Origin of the sequence: Candidatus Njordibacter sp. Uisw_056 (genome assembly GCF_047730085.1) — a bacterium.
In the GTDB taxonomy this organism is placed as follows: Bacteria; Pseudomonadota; Gammaproteobacteria; order Pseudomonadales; family Balneatricaceae; genus Njordibacter.
Genome location: NZ_CP159830.1, coordinates 717,311 through 735,513, shown reverse-complemented (window position 1 = coordinate 735,513; position 18,203 = coordinate 717,311). Strand labels below are relative to the sequence as shown.

Here is an 18,203-nt window from a genome sequence, read left to right as displayed (position 1 = left end):
CTAAAGGGCTATTGCCGCTGGGTACGATGATTGCTAGGTAAAACCGGTCTGGTAGAACGATAAGGGTTAATATCTAAGCCACCGCGCCTTACATAACGGGCATAAACGGTGAGCTGCCCAGGCTTACATTGAGCCTTTATATCAAGAAATATTTGTTCTACACATTGTTCATGAAAGTCGCCATGTTCTCTATAAGACACGATATAAGCCAACAACCCTGCTCTGTTGATTGTGGGCCCTTCATATTCTATAACCAGAGTTGCCCAATCTGGTTGCCCAGTAACAGGGCAGTTACTTTTAAGTAAGTTACTATGTAAAATTTCTGTACGGTAAATCTTAACGTCAGACGATAAGAGACTAGCGTCTGGCGTGTAGGTTGTTATTTCGATATCTTGCTGGTCTATATTTGCACCAGGAGTAGGTAATACTGGCATCACTATATCATCAAGGCTATATAAACTAACCTGCACTTGTGCCCCTGCTGCGGCAGAAATATCTGCAGCCATATGCCGCTGAACCTGTGATAGGTCAACCATTTTTGTTTGGTTAAAGGAGTTTAGATACAGCTTAAATGATTTGCTTTCAACAATATTAGGGCTTTCAGCTGGCACACGAAATTCCGCCAATGCCAGTTGTGGCAGACCTTTTTCATTGAGCCACGACACTTCAAACGCATTCCAAACATCGATGCCATAAAATGGCCTAGACGTGAATTCTGGTTGCCAAGGCTTATTGCGTGGAATAGGAAACAATAAACCAGGTGCATATTCAGTAACATAGGTGCTTATATCACCTAACGGCGAGGCTTCTATAAAATCATTTTGTTGCATTACTTTCTCCAAGGCAGCGGCATTATTTACGAATGCCCTTACCCGTATTTAACAGGTGCATACAGTAGCTAAACAAAGCAAAAATAAACACGCTAATCACTAACAAAGCATAGCCTACAGGGATATCAGACACCCCTAAAATTCCATAGCGAAAGGCATTCACCATGTATAAAATAGGGTTCAGCTGTGAGACACCAGCCCAAAAATCTGGCAGTAGGTCAATAGAATAAAACACCCCACCAAGGTAGGTTAAAGGCGTAAGAATAAACGTTGGCACAATAGAAATGTCGTCAAAACTGTTAGCAAACACTGCATTAATAAAGCCACCCAAGCTAAATAAAATGGAGGTCATTAGCACCACTAAGGTGATAATGCCCAAGTTATGAATTTCTAAGTGGGTGAAGAATAACGAAAGCGTGGTCACTATAGCGCCTACGGCCAAACCGCGGGCCACACCACCGGTAACGTAGCCTGCCAATATCACCCAGTTAGGCATAGGTGAAACCAGCATTTCCTCTATATTACCCTGATACTTAGTACTATAAAACGAAGACACCACATTGCCGTATGAATTAGTAATGACCGACATCATAATTAAACCTGGCACAATAAACTGCATGTAATCAAAGCCACCCATTTGGCCAATTCGGCTGCCAATTAAGTTGCCAAAAATAATGAAATACAGCACCATTATAATGGAGGGTGGTAATAGCGTTTGCACCCAAATACGCATGAATCGTTGAATTTCTTTGCGCACAATAGTTGAGTAAGCAATGTAGATTTCATAACTAGACATTAGGCACTTACTCCTTTCAAATCAGTCTTATTGCTGGTTACTAGATTGACGAATAGCTCTTCTAAACGGTTAGTTTTATTTCGCATACTGGTCACTTTTATTCCTGCAGCTGACAAGGCTACAAATACTGTATTAATGTCTTGCCCTTGGTTAAGGGTTACTTCTATGTGAGTGTCATTAACTAACAGTAAATAATAGCCTTCCACTTCGGGTGCGTGTAGTAGTGGCTGATGCAAATCCAGCACTATAGTTTCCGTGTTAATGGTTTTTAAGAGTTCCCTCATAGTGCTATGTTTAATGATTTCGCCTTGGTCAATTATGGCAATATTACGACACAAACTTTCTGCTTCTTCCAAATAATGAGTGGTGAGAATAATGGTTGTGCCCTGTTCATTGATACGGGTGAGGAATTCCCACATAGACCGGCGAAGTTCAATATCTACACCAGCGGTAGGTTCATCTAAGATCAGTAATTTAGGCTGGTGAACTAAGGCTCGGGCTATCATTAAGCGTCGCTTCATACCCCCAGAAAGGGTGCGTGACGCTTCAAAGCGCTTGTCCCATAAACCCAATTGCGTAAGCAACTGCTCGGCGCGGCGAACGGCCTCATCGCGAGCGATGCCATAGTATCCAGCTTGCTGTACTATTACATCTTCCACTTTTTCAAACATGTTGAAGTTAAATTCTTGTGGCACCACCCCCATCATACATTTTGCTTGGCTAACCTCTATATCTAGGTCATGCCCAAATACTTTTACTGAGCCTGAGGTTTTATTCACTAAAGATGACACCACACCCAAAGTTGTAGATTTGCCTGCACCATTGGGCCCAAGCAAGGCAAAGAAATCCCCTTGTGCTACTTTTAAACTGATTCCCTTAAGGGCCTCAAAGCCGTTGTCATAGGCTTTATGCAGCTGGTTAATTTCTAAGGCGTAAGTCATATGTCTCATTAGTAATATTTCATATTCACCGTTATAGGTGGGGGTTGTTTAGGGCTTTTTAAAGGGCTAACAGTTTGTATTGCTTCGCTTTGTTTCACAAACATGTCGGGGTTATCACTGACGTGCTTGGCGAAATCTGCTATACCTATGCGTACCAATAAAAATCCAGACGCAACGCATGTCAAAACAACAAGAATATAGCGCATGGAACCCCGGATTGAGTGCTAATTTGCCTCGGGAATTAAGCTGTCTAGAAACTATTTTTCAAACGCCAAACGTTTATACCCGCTACGACGAAGTGCAAGAAATTGCCAAACTCACGGGCCTTAAACCAGAACACCTAGTAGGTTTTACGTCCTGGCGCTTAGTAATGCACGAGCTTATCGTAAGAGTGAGCGCCAACATTCATATTCCAGAAGCTGAGCATGAAGAAGACTTCGGAATTAACTTCCGGCGCATTACTAACGACATTTTATATCAGCATATTGCCCCTCTATATGCCTCTATTGAAGCCGACTTTCAAAGTTTATCTGCAGCAATAAAGGTAGAAGTGGACCGATTATTAGCTGAAGAAGTGATGCTAGAACCCAAAGCTGCCCCAATAGTAAAAAAAGGCTTTTGGCCTTGGGGAAAAAAGCAGGTAAAAAAGCAAGCTCTCCTTAGCAGTGAAGAAATTCAATTCAAAGCCATTAACCAACTTAAAACCACAGGCCTTGCCCATACAGATCCTTTAATTAGAGCGGTCTACAAGAGCAGTTATCAAATATTAGGTTCTGTGGCATCCACACGGGGTTTAATAGGCAATGATAGAGTGTTTATGAGCCGCATAATTTGTCGCCATGCGCTTAATAACTTCGGTAGCTTTATGGTTGGGAAATTAATTGAGCCGGCTATTGATTCAGCGGTAGCCAGTAATGCATACCAACTGTTAAAGCGCGTAGACAAACCTGTGATTATCAGCCTTAAAGGTGCCTCTGCAGCAGGTAAAAGTACCCTTAGGCCATTATTGCAAAAAACTATGGGGCAGCGCGGCATTGAGTCTTCTTTATACGGCATTATTAGCCCAGACATTTGGCGGCGTCAGTTATTAGACTATGAATCATTGGGGCCAAATTATAAGTACTCGGGCCGTTTTACTAGCAACGAAGTTAACATTATTGACGCTAAGTTAGACCGTTATATTAGGCGCACTGGTCAGGAAAACCAGTCTATTCCGAATATTTTAGTAGATCGTTTTAGATTTGACAGCTTTTCAACTGAGCAGGTGCAAAAGGTTTTACACGGCACTTATGCCAAATATGCTCATATTATGTATATGTACTTTGTTATTACTCCACCAGAGGAAACGGTAGAGCGAGGATGGATTAGAGGCCAACAAAGGGGGCGGTATAAATCTGTGGAGGACTTTTTAGGCCACAGTGTAGAAGCTTACCAAGGCATCCCTAAACTTATATTTAAGTGGTTAGCGCATACTAGCCCTCGTTACGAATTCACTTTTTTTGATAACAGCGTACCCAAAGGCCAGTTTCCACTTACAAGTGTGACCGGCAACCAAAAAGGTATACAGGTATTTGATCCTATGGTGTTTGTGAACATTGAGCGTTATCAAAAAATCAATATTTATGCCCGTAATTTAGGGGAGGTGTATCCTAGTGCAGAACTCATGTCAGTTGCTAACAACATGAACTTTTTTAACCAATGTTTAAAGCGCTTTCCTATGGCGTCATTTAGCCTTACTAAGGGTTCTGAACCCTACCTAATAGTGCGGCAAAAAACCTACACTATTAGCCACCAAGAAGAGTTCAATCTGCAACTTGAAGACCCTCAGTTGAAACTACTATTTAAGCAAATAATAGGCGCTAGGATCTATCATTAATCTGCTCTGGTAATGAACCCCACCACCCTTAAATTAAACACTAAGCAACGCTTTAAGCCCAGACCAGCGCTGAGTCTTGTGGCCCACCGCTTTAAACCACAGCGACTTATTGACTGTAACACTACAACTTAACTTTGCCCGAGTGACTGCAGTATAAAGTAGCTGGGAAGACAATAAGTGCTCTGCCTGGGGCGCAACTACAAGAGCAATATGCTGAAACTCTGACCCCTGGGTTTTGTGGATGGTCATGGCATAGACGGTCTCTAAGTCTTGTAACAAACCCACGTTTACCTTGTACACCCCTTGTGAGTGCATAAAGCACACATTAAGCTGGCCATTGTCTTGCGCCCACAGAATGCCAATGTCCCCGTTAAATAAACCTAAGCCATGATGATTTTTCGTCACCATGACAGGTTTACCGTGATAATTTTGTGCCAATCTAATTTGTGACAGGCGGCGACTCAGTATACGTTCAACCTGTTCGTTAAGCCCTTCAACACTCATACTGCCTTGGCGTGTTGCAGCTAAAATTCTGAACTGGTTTAAACATAAAAATGCCTCCTCTACACTTTTAGCTTTTAACATAGGCACAAAGTATTGATCGCACATTCGCTCCAGCCACGGTTGGAACTCTTCTTCTGGTATTAAATTCAAATCTTTATGGGTTAACAGCAGGTGCCAACTTTTCTCTGCCTCATTGTGCATCACCTGATGTGCCAACAATCCAATGCCACCCTGCCCATCAAAGCGATGACTTTTATGCAAGTAGCTTATCGCCGTAGGCGGAATGTCAGCTAATACTGAGCCCGCAGCCACAGAAGGTAATTGCTCTGCATCACCCACCAGCACCAGCTTACAATGCTCAGGTAGGGCATCTAACAACCGCGCCATCATAGGCAAATCTACCATGGACACTTCATCAACTAACAGTAGGTCTATAGGCAGCGGGTTAGCGCTATGGTATTTAGCTGAGTGGCTATTAGGACGCAGGCCCAGCAGCCCATGCAAGGTTTGCGCGGTATGTGGAATACTATTGATGAGTTCTTTGCCTATACCCTGCTGCAACAATTGGCCCTTAGCACTATTAATAGATTCTACCAAACGCTGTTTTGCCTTACCTGTTGGTGCAGCCATCACCATGGTTAACGAGGTTTCATTAACAGCCTGCAATGCCACTAGCAGCCTTGCCACAGTATACGTTTTACCTGTTCCTGGCCCACCAGAAATAATACTCACTTGGCGCTCTAAGGCATCTTTAACGGCCTGAGCCTGCCAGTCTATTTGGCCCTCATTTGGAGCTTTAAATAGTTTAGCCAGTAAGTTATGTGCAGCTTCTTGTTGCTCTTTCGACAGCTGATAACCTTGCATACGCTTTAGTAAATGCTTTGCAACGTGTTGTTCATAGCGCCAGTAACGTCTTAAGTATAGTCGCGTATTTTCTAACACTAATGGGGCATCATGGTTTGCATTAATTGGGTGACTTTGGGCGCTATTCATTAGTACTTCAAAGGAAGCAAAGGTGTAACCTGGCCTGCTAGCTGCACCTGCAGCTTTATCATCCGTTGTAGACCAATACGTTTGGCCGGCAATGTCACCTAAAGGTAGGCAACTATGGCCGTTACGCAGGGCTTTGCTTAGCGCCATAATCAAATGCTGCATCACCGAGCATTGGCTTGCAAAACTTTGGCACAAGTGGGCTGCTAAAAATTCATCTACCGCTTCCAATCCTGCATAATTATTATGCAATTGATCCCTTGAAATTAACATGGCACTTCCCCTGCAAACAGGCGATCAAGCTGGTTCAATTCTTCTATGCTGATCGCTTTAGCAAATATACCCGTGGCTGCTTTGGGCGACATTCCTCTGAGGTATAAATAGTACACCCCACCAAAATGCTGGGCTGGGTCATAATTGGGCATTCTTTGACCCAAGTAACGGTGCAAAGCTAAGCTATATATTAGATATTGCAGGTCATAATAATGCTGTTGGTTCGCGTCTAACATCGCTTGATAATGATAATTTTCAAGATTATCGCCTAGATGATTAGATTTGTAGTCAGCGACAAAAAAGCGACCCCCATATTCAAATATCAAATCTATAAATCCATGCATCATCCCTTGAAGTACCAGATGGCTTGGCAATGCTGTGGGCAAGCCACCACGGTGATGGCTCAATATCTGCGCCAAGGTAGATTGCTTTGCCTGCTGCAGTGGAAAGTAGAATTCTACCTCTCTTAAGGTTTGATGCTGGGCAAGTTTCCCTAGGGTGATCTGTTGTTGATGCGCTAATGTGGGATTAAGGTCCATACCAATATGTGGCATCGGAGATTCTAAGCACTCATCTAGCCATTGCTCAAGGCATTCCAACTTATTAGCGTCATCTTGGCCAATGCCTACCATGGTATGGTATTTAGCCAAAGGCACATCCATGGCAGTAGGCCAAATGGGTTGTGAAAAATCGACCTGTTCTAAAATATCATGCAGTAACAAGCCACTATTTTTACCCTTTGCTAAAGTGAAGCGTAACTCATTAGAGGCAGTATTTGGGTTAGGGTCTACAAGCTGGTTGCTCCCATCACCACGGTCTTTAACACTTGTTTGCTGTGTGTGAGCACCGTAACTAAGTTGGCGCACCAGAGCACTGTAAGACAACAAATTATTGTTGGCATCAATATGGCCACTAAAGCTTTGTGTTGTTAACACTTGGGTTGTTTCACTTGCAAAGCTCTGGGGCAAAGGCACCTGCACCGAGTCTTCTTCGATAAGTCGTAGCTCAGAGTCTTTAGGGTGAGTTAACTGAACCAAGGCCTCTGGCCAATTAACGGTGTCAGCTTGCTTGTGGCACCAAAAAGCCACTTGACCTAAAGGCGACAGTTCACTGTTACTGAAATCGCTCACTGGGATATAACACCTATACTGAGCACGGGTAACAGCAACGTATAATAGGCGCAAGGATTCCGCTTGAGCAGCACGTGTGGCCTGATCACACACTTCACTATCTCGGCCTATCATTAACGCTGGGCAATGCTCTTGGGGATGATAATAAGGGAATAATTGGGCGTGTTTGGTGCCCCGTTTAAGCGGGTCTTTGGCTTGGCTTGCAAAAGGAATAAATACCACAGGGTATTCCAATCCTTTAGAGCCATGCTGGGTAACAATTTGAATCAATTTGGCATCACTTTCTAAGCGCAACTCTGCACTGCTATCTGCCTTGCCTTCATTGCATTGTTGTTGCAGCCATTCCACCAGCAATAATGCCGAACTGGCCTGGCCTGATGCCTTTTGCAGCAGCTCTGCCAATTGCACCATGTTGGTCATATAACGCTCTTTATTTAGCGCCGGTGGCACAGCACGCTGCTTGAGCAGATGAATCACTAAAGCCATCACCCCTTGCCTCAGCCATAATTGACGCAACTGCATCATTTGGCTGCGTATTTCTATCAAGTAGTTGTCATCAAAGGTTAACTGGGCCAGCAATGACACACTGCCACCCCAGAGGTGAGTGCTTGCTGCACGCGCAAGCTGCCGATGATCTTCGCAGTGCAATAAACCATTAAGTAGGCGCACCATTTCTGTAGCCTCGGCACTGTCATACACGCTGCTTCTATCACTAATATACACACAGGCTAAGCCAGCCTGCTTTAGTGCGGTCTGCAACGCCTGCGCTTCAGTCGCTCCGCGCACCAGCAAAGCAATATCACTGGCAATAAAATCGCCTTGGCGCAATATTTGCTGCACTTCTGCAACACACCACTGGGCAATATGTTGGTGCTTGCGCTCATTAGTTAATAGCTGTGTTGGTAGCCAAACATAGGTTAAAGCTGCACCACTGGCTTTAGGGTTATTCTCTTCATTGGCGGTAGCATAGTTACTAGCGCTAACATCTGTGTAATTAATGCCCCTGCCAAACACTTTTCGTTCTCTAGTACTTTCTGAAAAAAGACGATTATAGGCCGCCACCATGGCATGACTAGAGCGCCAGTTAGTGTCCATATGCCAGCGATAGTCTGTGGCCTGAGATGCGCTCAAATAGGTTTGTATATCACCACCTCTAAAGCCATAAATCGCCTGCTTTGGATCTCCAATCATAAATAACGCAGTGCTATTGCTGGAAGGTTCATAAAGGCGATTTAAAATAGCATATTGGTGCCCATCGGTGTCTTGAAACTCATCGACTAAGGCCACTGGGTAAGCCAACCGCAAAGCATCAACTAGGGCTATACTTTCTGGCTGATTAACGCACTCGGATAAGCGCCTCACCAAGTCATCAAACTCCATAACTTGTTGTTTTTGTTTAGCCTCTTGGTAGGCTTTTCTCACATGCTGCACTGCCTCTAAAACTATGGGGGCAACCTTTGCTTGGTTAGCGTAAGCCAAGTACTTATCGGTAAAGCTTTTATTATTAATAAGCTCCCGAAGGGGGGTAATAATAGTCTTTAATTCTGGTGATTTAGATAACCTACCACCATGCAAACAAGCTAAGTGGTCTTTAGAGGCAGGCTCAAACACATCTGTACCTAGCCAGTTTAGTAAATCTTGCCACTGGGTTAAACGAACCCCCTTAGACTTAGGGTCAGCCATAGTGGCTTGGGTCATTTGCACTTCTGCCTTAAGCAAACTATTACGAACATGTAATTTATTTTTGTGCCATGCCTGATGCCATGATTCAGCATCTACAGCAAACACAGGTGTTTGACTTAACAAAGCACCACTAAAGGCGTCCCAAAACCCTTTTGGAGTATGCCAACCCTGTTGTTCAAGCTGGCTATAAACCACTGGCTGATGCATTGTTACACGAAGCCAGTCCTGCAGGCCTGTGTGGGCCAAATCTTGAGTATTGGTTTCTAACACCACTTCTAGGCCCGTTTGACTAGCAAATGCATATTGTTGCAAAGCTCGGCCGCAAAATGCGTGTATGGTAAAGATGGCCGCTTGATCTAAATTAAGTAGGGCTTGGTGCAACAGCAGTTGAGCTTGCTGAGGCTCTGCCTGTTGATAGAGATTCTGCCAGTACTCATCTTTATGCAAACCCCAGCTATTTTGGGCTTCCCGGAGCGTGTCTTCTATGCGCCCACGCAGTTCTTGTGTTGCGGCGCGGGTGTATGTCATTAACAATATTTGTTCTACAGGGATCTGTTTCTCTATTAATAAGCGCAAATAGATGCGAGTGATGCTGTAGGTTTTACCCGTGCCTGCACTGGCTTCAATAAGATGACGGCCTTTCAAGGGCATATTAGCTAGGTCAAGGTTGGGCATGCTTCACCTCTTTGATGCTATCCACCATGGGTTGGTAAACGTCAGAAAACTGCTCATGCCAATCTTCAAATGAGGGAGTTTGTGGCCATAGCCAACGCCTATATGGGTCACTTGAAAAATCAAAATGTTGACTATATTTGTGGTGGTACCACTTCTTCTGCCACTTGCTGCGGCGCTTATCAGTGTCTTGAGAATCTACTTTGAGCAATTCTTGACCTAGTTCAGCATCTAATGGCAGGGCTTGGGTTAAGCCTAGTAGGTAAAGCGCTACTATTTTTTGTAACTGACCTGAAGCATCATTTAATTCATCTACTTCTAAATTCTTTTCTAAGTGAACTGATACGCCCGTAACCTTCTGTTCAAACGCCACTTGGGCAATTAAACTAGTAAGCCAAAGGGTAAGCCTGTCTTTAGGTTTTGCCTTGCTGGGCCGACTAAGGATAACTTTGAGTGGGCTGTTTTCATCCGTAGGGTCACCTATTAAAGGTAATTGATCTTCTATGGTTACGCCCATTACGCGCGTTGAAACCCAATGGTTTTGTGCCTGTTCGTATGCCAGTGTTTGTAGCTCATCTAAAAGTGCTTCTGCCTGCTCTTGGCTGGTGTCAATAATGCGGGTTGCAAGGTGGTTTTCTGGCAGTTGCCCATTCAATTGATATTCTTCTCTAACCGCTTTGCACGCCTCTGGCTCATGAGACAAGACCGCAGCTAACATGCACTGGCGCAATTTATACTCAACTAATTTGGAGCTTTCAAAGGGCTCATCATCATCTAGTTCTAAGTCATAATCGTGTAAATATAAGCCTAAACTTTCATTAGCAAACGTACGGCCAGGGTTTTCTAAAAACCGCACTAGACCACTCACAGTTAACGCTTTTAAATGATCAGATGGGCCTACAACACTGTGATCTTCATCCAAACTCTCAGCTTGCAGCAAACGTAGCCAAGAGGTCTCAAAGCTAGGGGTAGATAAAGGGTTAAAGTTATCTTTGCTAAAGCTATGCAAAGGTAGTTGCCGAAGCTTTGAATCAGCCTGTGTTGGATTAAAGTTCCAGCCATACCCTCTGGTAAGGTAGTCCATCAATTCAGACAAAACCAAACTGGGTTGGCGTGGGGAGTTATTTTTACTATCCACGCCTTGATAACTAAAGTACAAACAAGACCGGGCACTGATCAAAGCTTCTAAAAATAAGTAGCGGTCATCACCACGGCGCGAACGATCACCCACCCTACGCTCTTCTTGGGCCATTAAGTCAAAGTCTAATGGTTTAGATTGTCTAGGGTACTGCCCATCATTAAGCCCTAACATTGCAACTACCTTAAATGGAATGCTGCGCATAGGCACCATAGAGCAAAAGGTAATTTTCCCGGTAATAAAGGCTTGGCTACTACTTGCTACAGACAGTTTTTGGGTTAAGCTGTAGCGCACCACCTCTAAGGTAATGGTTTGACTATAATCAACTTGTTCTACCCACATAGCCATATTACCGATAGCCGTTGTTAGCCACTCTTTGGCCTGCTCTTCGTTACGCTGCAACGTTTGGTCATCGGCAAAAAACTCGTCTATCATGCCCGTAAGATAGCCCCGCCAAGCGAGGCCTGAACGAGGAGTATTAAGGTTTTTTGCATGCCCCTGCAACTGTTCAAGCACCTGCATTAAACGGCCTAAAAGCACCGCTTGGCTGCCCTCTACATCAGCTAGCAACCAGTCATTTTGATACTTTTTTGACTCCCCACCTTGAGCAAAACCAAGCAATAAACGCTTAAGCCCCCAAGACCAACTATAGGTGCTTGTAGACTCCTCTTGGCCCAAAGTGCTGGCTTTATGACACTCATCCAAGCCCCAATGCACACACGCGTTAGCTAGCCAAACTGCAATAATTTCAAGTTCAACTGGGTCGATACCAAACTTTCGTTGTATCGCTGGCAAGCGTAAAAAGTCTAATATAAAAGACACTTGGAACCGGCTATCTGGCAATTGCAGAAGTTGCAAGTAAGCGGCTACAAGAGGCTCTGAATCTTGCGGCTTGCGGTCGGCGATAGAGCACGGTAACTGTGGCGTTTCGGTTTTACTGGCATCATACCAAGAACCAAACTGCCTGCCTTGGGTGTCAAAGACAGCGCCTACGTAGGCAGCATAATCCTCTACTTGCGGGCACATGACTAGAATGTCACTTGGTTTAAGGCTAGGGTCTATTTGGAACTTGCCAAGCAACCAGTCATGTAAGCCTTGTAACTCTCTCAGGGCACTGGAACCATTGGCAAAAACAAGGCTGTCATCTACTTTTTTATGGCTATGTTCACGGGCATCATCAAGGTGCAAAATGTCTTGTTGAAGCTGTTGTAGGGTAGACAAATCTGCACTGGAACTAACAGGGGTAGCTTCTTCGAAGGCATCAATATTATAACTATCTTGCTGCTGTAGTAGGCGGAAAAACTCTTTGCCTTGGCTGCCTAAGTTAGCTAATAAGGGGTTGCCACCATCAACTAACACGTTATCGTCTTGCTGCGCTAACCAATGCTTTAGGTGCGTAGCCGCAATGGCTTTTTCAGACTGAATATGGCCCCAATATTCAGCACAAGGATTAAGGTGAAATATATGCACCTGAGTATGCTGAGCTAAGGCCGAAAAAACCTCTAACGTAGCTGGCGCCATAGTATTCAGGGCAAACAGAAAAATTTGTTGCGGTAGCTGTTGGTGCTTAGGCCCTGTTAGTTGAGAAAGTGCGTGTATTAACCTGCGTTGTATATCTATGGGGTGGCGCCCATCTTGATGGCATAACATAGCCCACAGCTGAGCTTGCCAATGTTCTGAGCTGTCTTCTATTTGCCATTGAGTGAGCCAATCGGGACGGTAGAGAATATATTGCTCAAAAAGGTCAGCCAGCGCGCTGGATAATTGAAAGCGCTTTAAAAGGTCTGCAGGTGTTTTTGTTTGCTCTTGCGGCGCTGATTGCCAGTAGCGATTAGCCTCAGAGAATGCTGAATTAGTCAGTATCGCATCACTCGCCAATACATCATCAATTCGCCAAACTAGGGCCTCGCGCTGATAAGGTGGTTGCTGAGGCACTTGAGCATCGCCTAATAACTGCCGGGCCAATTGCCAAACAAATTTTCCAGGCAAAGGGTAGTCAATGTTCATCGCAATGCCGTTTTGCTTGGCTAATTGCGTATTAAGCCAATGCTGCATGCCCGTGTTTTCAACGATAACTTGAGCAGAATCTAATACCCCAGAAGCACTGCCAGATTGCCCAAGCGTTAACACGTGGTTCAGTAATACAGCCAGATCTTCTAGCCTGTTTGCTGGGTATACCATGAGTTGTTTTGCTACAGCCATCCACCTAATTCCTTGTGTATTAACTTATGTTTCAAGCATTACTGGCCATAAGCCATTATAAACTTTGAGTTATTTGCACCGTAACATGAAGGTCATCAGTACTTAAGTGCACCTGATCTTCTTCAATAATGCAGCTCAAGTTCATCGTTTTAACCAACATATTTTCTAACGAAGACGCAGCTTCCACATCAATGTGAAACACCTTTACTTTTTTGTTGGTAGATAGACTAGCGCGATTTTTCTCTAACCAAATGTCAGCTTTATTATCATGATAGGTATAAATAGTCACCTGCTGAGCCCTACCACTAGCTTGGCGAATGCGTTTTTCATCTGGCATCCCCAGTTCAATCCAATGCACAATATTTCCAGTTAAATCCCGCTGCCACAAGTCAGGTTCCTCTACTGAACTAATGCCCTTTGTTAGTTCAAGGTCTTCATGTGCAGCATGCAAAAAGGCAATGAGGCGACACATTAATCGAGTTTCATTTTCAGACGGATGTTTTGCGATGGTTAGGCTGTAATCAGCGTAATGATGACTATTAAGGTTGGATAAGTTTAAATTTGCCTTATAAATGGTAGCACCTATGGCCATAATTTTTCTCTATGCGAAGTGTTAATGATACGTCTGGTAGAATCAATCATAGACTATCACGAACCCCCCACTTGAAGTGAGCCAAAAGCAGAAGGATCAATGCTATTTTAGGTATCAACTAATGCTCTTAAAAACCTAAAAATGATTACTACCCTTTAATTTGCTCTAATGAATTACATGCCAATACGCGAACTGAGCAATAAATTGGTCTCTGTGGTTTCAATCCCACTCACTTGGCGAATTTTTGACAGCGCTGTGTCAAAGCTTTCCAGGTGTGAAGCTCTAATTTCAACTGCCAAATCCCAACGTCCACTAGTGGTGTATATTTTGCTTACTTCAGGGATGAGTTTCATTGCAACAATGCCACTTTCTTCTAAATTAGGTACTGTAGTAATCATTACCCACCCACGTACTTCTTTATTAAGAAAGTCTTTTTTTACCACTGCAACATACCCTGTAATTACCCCACTAGATTCTAATTTTTCTATACGTTTAGTTACTGTGGCTCGTGTTATCCCTAACGCTTTGGCCATATTTTGAACTGACATACGACCGTCTTTTTGCAACAAACTAACAATAGCTTGGTCTTTGCTGTCTAGGAATTCTGACATTAGGTATTTTCTCCCATACTTGTTAAATAATCATTAAATTTACTTTTTGTATAAAATACAAAACATAATGATCTTTTTACGATGAATATAAACAAATTTTTGACTTACATTAACACATAAAGTGCAATAAAATTAACTTTTTGGATTAGTTTACAATTTATATAGGCCATACAGAGTGAGGACACGTCAATGCCTGCTAAACAAAGTGAATGCGTAACTATTGCAGAGGTTAAGGCCATTAGTGGCGACTTAGTGGCCATGGAATTTTTAGCAAGGCGTTTTTTTGACGGCAGAGGAGTGGTTCAGAGCTTTCAGAAGTCTTATTACTGGTCAACAATTGCGCTAAGCAACGGTGTAACTTACTTAACTACCTTAAATAAGTTTGCTTCAAAGAAGTTAACCAAAGAACAAAGAGTGGGTATAGAAGCCGATCTAAGCCTCATTAAATAAATGGCCCATCACAACAAAAAACTGTATTGCACATGTCACAAGTACTGCAATCTGCATATAAGTAGTTTTACACAGCTGAAAAGAGGTAAGGTAATATAAAGGCCTGTAAAGGCCGGGGATTGTCTAAAAACGATTGAAGTTACTCGCCTTAGGTATAATTTAAGCGTGCCGCTAATGAGTGGCTATAACTGTGAAAGCGAGCTAAAAATATTGATTCTTGCGCTGCATGAGAACAAGATAAAAAGCAATGGCATAGTGCTAAAGTTCACAATCATTAAACCCTGTGAACTCTATACTAAATAGCAGGTATGGCTTTGAATAATCATTTAAAGCCAACTTTAATTGGCATCAAAAAAGCACCTTTTATAAAGCACCTAAGCCCACAGGTTGCACTAATAAGGCTAGGACTACTTGACCTTGCACTGCGGAGTTTGATCAACAACTGACTTACCTGATGCCAACCTAAGTGCACGCTCCTCTTCAACAACAGCTTGAGGGAATTGGCCCATAAAACAGCAGCACACATTTTCATCAATCATTGTTCTAGGCCCATGCGGGTGCGCAATGTGTCTATACGGTGCATGTGTATGCCCATGCCCAGAATGACTATGCCCTGCGTCCTTTTGGTGCGAATGCCCGTGGCTATGGTCGTGATCATGTGAATGAGCTTTTAAATCAGCCTCTACCTCAGGCTGAAACTCTGCATGGTGGTGGTGAACCGTAACTTCACCAGCCGCTAACCTAGCTTGAAATTTTTCCATAAGGCCATCGTTAACTGCCGGTTGAGACACTGTTTCTTCAATCCTTTCAACAAAAGTGTTGATAACATGAGATTGGTCACGCAGGTAATCTGCAACATGGAAACTAACACCAGGGTGATCAGCAGAAACTTTGTCAATGTAACCGTGGATACGGCCAATTAACTTACCTGAAAAAAGAAAATATGGGGCCACAACTATTTTCTTAAAGCCAAGCTTCAATGCCATTTCCAACCCCCTACCCACCGAGGGAAAAGTGACCCCAGAGTAAACTGTTTCACACCAACCAAAACCCATATTTTCTGCCACAATGCGGGTTAATTTTGAAACCTCTGCATTAGCTTGCGCAACAGACGTGCCCCGACCCACCACCACCAGCATGGTGTCATATAAATCACCAGGTTTTGGCATTTCAGTTAGGTCTACAGCTTCCATAATCCTATGTTGAAAGGCCATGATCATTTCGTCATGTAAACCAAGCTCTTTACCGTATTTGATGGTAAGCGCAGGATTTTTTTGCATATAGGTAGTTAATACTGATGGGATATCATTTTGCGCGTGGGTAGCTGAAAACAACATGCCAGGCACCGCATAGATATTAGTGATACCCTTTGAAATCAAACGATCCAACGCCATGTGAATATTGGGCGATGAGTATTCCAAAAAACCATATTCAACCTCTAGACTGGGAAATCTAGCACGCAATCCAGCAGCCAGCAGGCTGAACTCTTCTTCAGCAATTTTGGCTCTACTACCATGACCACAAATAATGATTCCAGAATTTTCGGGTAAAGAATTTAATAATGACATATGGATCTCCTTTGGCTGCCGATTATACAGTCTGATAGGCAAGGTTAAATACCCAGTGCGTCAAATAATTTCTCATTTACGCCGAGCTAGTTCACTGGTGAGTTGTTGTGATTGGAGCTGTAACCATAAAAATATCAACGATCTATCAGGCTGCATTTATAATTGAATTAAGTAAGAGGGCAGATTTGCTAGGCAGCTTAAATCAGTTAGCTTTTAAAGCATAGCTTTAATGTTTAGGTATAGAGCCACCATACCTGCTGATAGCATTGTTCAAGGTCGCACAGGCAACTTAAGTTAACGCATATTATGGAGGGCTCTTTAGACCCCAGCCTAATTCACCTAAACCACTGTATCAATGCGTTATCGGCAAGTAATAAAGACGGCTCAGTTTGCTAACTATACCTCATTAAACTAGCCGCATTGGGCTGTGCTTGTGCGCGAATACCTTAGGACCACAATCGATGGTTAATCGCAACAAAAGTCCTGGGGCCAAACTACAAATAGGCTGCTTCCAGCTTACAAAAAGAAGGTTGGCTAAAGCTTACTGAAGTCTTTCAAAGGCATAATATAAACCAGCTATTCATCACTTTGGGGTGGGCGTGAAACTCATTTGTGAAACAACAGCACATTTAGTGATTCATGGTCTATACTTTGGCTTTTATTGCTTTTATGCAGGTAGGTTTACTTAGGTAAAATATCCATTACAGCCCACGCTTTGCTTCATGAGACACGTGATTTGTGTTGCGTTTTAAATCGTTAAGTAAATACAGCCGGCATCATAGCAAAGCAGTAGAATTAAGGCTGAAAGCATTAATATATTATTATGTTGATCAATGTGTGTTTGCATACCCATAGATTAACAGCGTTTAATAAAACCCTCTTATAACATCAACAATAGTTACGGATCAAAAATGTCTGAAAATACGTATGAGCCCCCAAAAATATGGCAATGGACTACAGCAACTGGCGGCAAGTTTGCTAGCATTAATCGTCCAACATCTGGAGCAACCCATGAATCAGAATTGCCTGTGGGTAAGCACCCCTTACAACTTTATTCGTTGGCAACGCCCAATGGTGTAAAGGTAACAATTTTATTGGAAGAATTGTTATCTTTGGGTATCAAGGACGCTGAGTACGATGCTTATTTGATTGATATTTTGGATGGCGATCAATTTGGCTCTGGGTTTGTTGAGGTAAATCCAAACTCCAAAATCCCTGCGCTAGTTGATAATAGTGAAGGCAATAAGCTGCCTATTTTTGAATCTGGTGCGATATTGTTGTATTTGGCAGAGAAATTTGATGCTTTTTTACCCAAAGAACCTTTGCTTAAGTCGCAGTGCCTGTCTTGGCTATTTTGGCAAGTGGGCAGTGGGCCATATTTAGGTGGCGGTTTTGGCCATTTTTATGCCTATGCGCCTGAAAAATTTGAATACCCAATAGAGCGGTTTACTATGGAAGTAAAACGGCAACTTGATGTACTCGATCAACATTTAGCTAACAACCAATATATGTGTGGTGACCAATACACTATTGCTGATATGGCAATTTGGCCATGGTATGGCGCCCTGGTGCAAAATAAAGTTTACGGTGCAGCAGAGTTTTTACAAACTAAGTCTTATAAAAATTTGGTGCGTTGGACTGAAGAAATTAGTCAACGAAAAGCAGTTAAACGCGGGGTAATGGTCAATCGTGCTTGGGGTGAATTAGATGAGCAGTTGCATGAACGCCATGACTCCAGTGATTTCCAATTCAAAACCCAAAACAAATTAAACTAAGCACCTTATGAGGCAATGTTAATTGTAATTTGAGATTTATCTACGAAAACAGCTTTGGTGTCCTTAAAGCTTATAACCAAGCTTAAATGAGCTACACCATAGCTGCTAATAGTGGTGATGATTTCACCTTGCTGCTGACCCTGAAACACTAATACTAAATTCAAGCGAAAGA

12 protein-coding genes are annotated in these 18,203 nt (G+C 43.1%); 3 read left to right on the top strand and 9 right to left on the bottom strand.

Annotated elements, in window-relative coordinates; genetic code table 11:
- Nucleotides 1–8: 8 nt before the first annotated feature.
- Genes queF through ABXT60_RS03615 form a run of 3 tightly spaced genes read right to left on the bottom strand, consistent with a single transcriptional unit; the run spans nucleotide 9 to nucleotide 2,567 of the window.
- On the bottom strand, nucleotides 9–830 hold the full coding sequence (queF, locus tag ABXT60_RS03625) for an NADPH-dependent 7-cyano-7-deazaguanine reductase QueF (protein ID WP_443631399.1): 822 nt from the start codon (nucleotides 828–830) through the stop codon (nucleotides 9–11).
- A 22-nt stretch (nucleotides 831–852) separates the two neighbouring features.
- Complete coding sequence (locus ABXT60_RS03620) at nucleotides 853–1,626, bottom strand: ABC transporter permease (RefSeq protein ID WP_443631398.1); 774 nt, start codon at nucleotides 1,624–1,626, stop codon at nucleotides 853–855.
- Nucleotides 1,626–2,567 (bottom strand): ABC transporter ATP-binding protein, encoded by a 942-nt coding sequence (locus tag ABXT60_RS03615; RefSeq protein ID WP_443632064.1) that lies wholly within the window; start codon nucleotides 2,565–2,567, stop codon nucleotides 1,626–1,628. The genes ABXT60_RS03620 and ABXT60_RS03615 overlap by 1 nt, the downstream gene beginning before the upstream one ends.
- 178 nt (nucleotides 2,568–2,745) lie before the next feature.
- On the opposite strand from ABXT60_RS03615, the gene ABXT60_RS03610 reads away from it, so the two are divergent.
- On the top strand, nucleotides 2,746–4,443 hold the full coding sequence (locus tag ABXT60_RS03610; RefSeq protein ID WP_443631397.1) for a hypothetical protein: 1,698 nt from the start codon (nucleotides 2,746–2,748) through the stop codon (nucleotides 4,441–4,443).
- 33 nt (nucleotides 4,444–4,476) lie between these two features.
- Here ABXT60_RS03610 and ABXT60_RS03605 read toward each other — a convergent pair whose 3' ends face one another.
- From ABXT60_RS03605 to ABXT60_RS03585, 5 genes are all read right to left on the bottom strand, one after another.
- Nucleotides 4,477–6,210: an AAA family ATPase gene (locus ABXT60_RS03605; RefSeq protein ID WP_443631396.1), complete on the bottom strand. Its 1,734-nt coding sequence runs from the start codon at nucleotides 6,208–6,210 to the stop codon at nucleotides 4,477–4,479.
- Nucleotides 6,204–9,698, bottom strand: coding sequence for an exodeoxyribonuclease V subunit beta (gene recB / locus ABXT60_RS03600; RefSeq protein WP_443631395.1), 3,495 nt, complete (start codon nucleotides 9,696–9,698; stop codon nucleotides 6,204–6,206). Before recB ends, ABXT60_RS03605 begins: the two co-directional genes overlap by 7 nt.
- Nucleotides 9,685–13,035, bottom strand: a complete 3,351-nt coding sequence (recC, locus tag ABXT60_RS03595; RefSeq protein ID WP_443631394.1) for an exodeoxyribonuclease V subunit gamma — start codon at nucleotides 13,033–13,035, stop codon at nucleotides 9,685–9,687. The genes recB and recC overlap by 14 nt, the downstream gene beginning before the upstream one ends.
- A 55-nt stretch (nucleotides 13,036–13,090) precedes the next feature.
- Nucleotides 13,091–13,627 (bottom strand): YaeQ family protein, encoded by a 537-nt coding sequence (locus ABXT60_RS03590; RefSeq protein ID WP_443631393.1) that lies wholly within the window; start codon nucleotides 13,625–13,627, stop codon nucleotides 13,091–13,093.
- Between the two features lie 173 nt (nucleotides 13,628–13,800).
- Entirely contained in the window at nucleotides 13,801–14,238 is a 438-nt protein-coding gene (locus ABXT60_RS03585; RefSeq protein ID WP_443631392.1) for an Lrp/AsnC family transcriptional regulator, read from the bottom strand.
- Nucleotides 14,239–14,427: 189 nt separating this feature from the next.
- On the opposite strand from ABXT60_RS03585, the gene ABXT60_RS03580 reads away from it, so the two are divergent.
- Nucleotides 14,428–14,688, top strand: a complete 261-nt coding sequence (locus tag ABXT60_RS03580) for a hypothetical protein (RefSeq protein ID WP_443631391.1) — start codon at nucleotides 14,428–14,430, stop codon at nucleotides 14,686–14,688.
- Between the two features lie 407 nt (nucleotides 14,689–15,095).
- Here ABXT60_RS03580 and ABXT60_RS03575 read toward each other — a convergent pair whose 3' ends face one another.
- Nucleotides 15,096–16,256 (bottom strand): sirohydrochlorin chelatase, encoded by a 1,161-nt coding sequence (locus tag ABXT60_RS03575; protein ID WP_443631390.1) that lies wholly within the window; start codon nucleotides 16,254–16,256, stop codon nucleotides 15,096–15,098.
- A gap of 911 nt (nucleotides 16,257–17,167) precedes the next feature.
- On the opposite strand from ABXT60_RS03575, the gene yghU reads away from it, so the two are divergent.
- On the top strand, nucleotides 17,168–18,031 hold the full coding sequence (gene yghU, locus ABXT60_RS03570; protein WP_443631389.1) for a glutathione-dependent disulfide-bond oxidoreductase: 864 nt from the start codon (nucleotides 17,168–17,170) through the stop codon (nucleotides 18,029–18,031).
- The last annotated feature ends 172 nt before the right edge of the window (nucleotides 18,032–18,203 follow it).

Coding starts and splice junctions, on each gene's coding strand:
- queF (WP_443631399.1), bottom strand. CDS start 830: ATGCAACAAAATGATTTTATAGAAGCCTCGCCGTTAGGTGATATAAGC.
- ABXT60_RS03620 (WP_443631398.1), bottom strand. CDS start 1,626: ATGTCTAGTTATGAAATCTACATTGCTTACTCAACTATTGTGCGCAAA.
- ABXT60_RS03615 (WP_443632064.1), bottom strand. CDS start 2,567: ATGACTTACGCCTTAGAAATTAACCAGCTGCATAAAGCCTATGACAAC.
- ABXT60_RS03610 (WP_443631397.1), top strand. CDS start 2,746: ATGTCAAAACAACAAGAATATAGCGCATGGAACCCCGGATTGAGTGCT.
- ABXT60_RS03605 (WP_443631396.1), bottom strand. CDS start 6,210: ATGTTAATTTCAAGGGATCAATTGCATAATAATTATGCAGGATTGGAA.
- recB (WP_443631395.1), bottom strand. CDS start 9,698: ATGCCCAACCTTGACCTAGCTAATATGCCCTTGAAAGGCCGTCATCTT.
- recC (WP_443631394.1), bottom strand. CDS start 13,035: ATGGCTGTAGCAAAACAACTCATGGTATACCCAGCAAACAGGCTAGAA.
- ABXT60_RS03590 (WP_443631393.1), bottom strand. CDS start 13,627: ATGGCCATAGGTGCTACCATTTATAAGGCAAATTTAAACTTATCCAAC.
- ABXT60_RS03585 (WP_443631392.1), bottom strand. CDS start 14,238: ATGTCAGAATTCCTAGACAGCAAAGACCAAGCTATTGTTAGTTTGTTG.
- ABXT60_RS03580 (WP_443631391.1), top strand. CDS start 14,428: ATGCCTGCTAAACAAAGTGAATGCGTAACTATTGCAGAGGTTAAGGCC.
- ABXT60_RS03575 (WP_443631390.1), bottom strand. CDS start 16,256: ATGTCATTATTAAATTCTTTACCCGAAAATTCTGGAATCATTATTTGT.
- yghU (WP_443631389.1), top strand. CDS start 17,168: ATGTCTGAAAATACGTATGAGCCCCCAAAAATATGGCAATGGACTACA.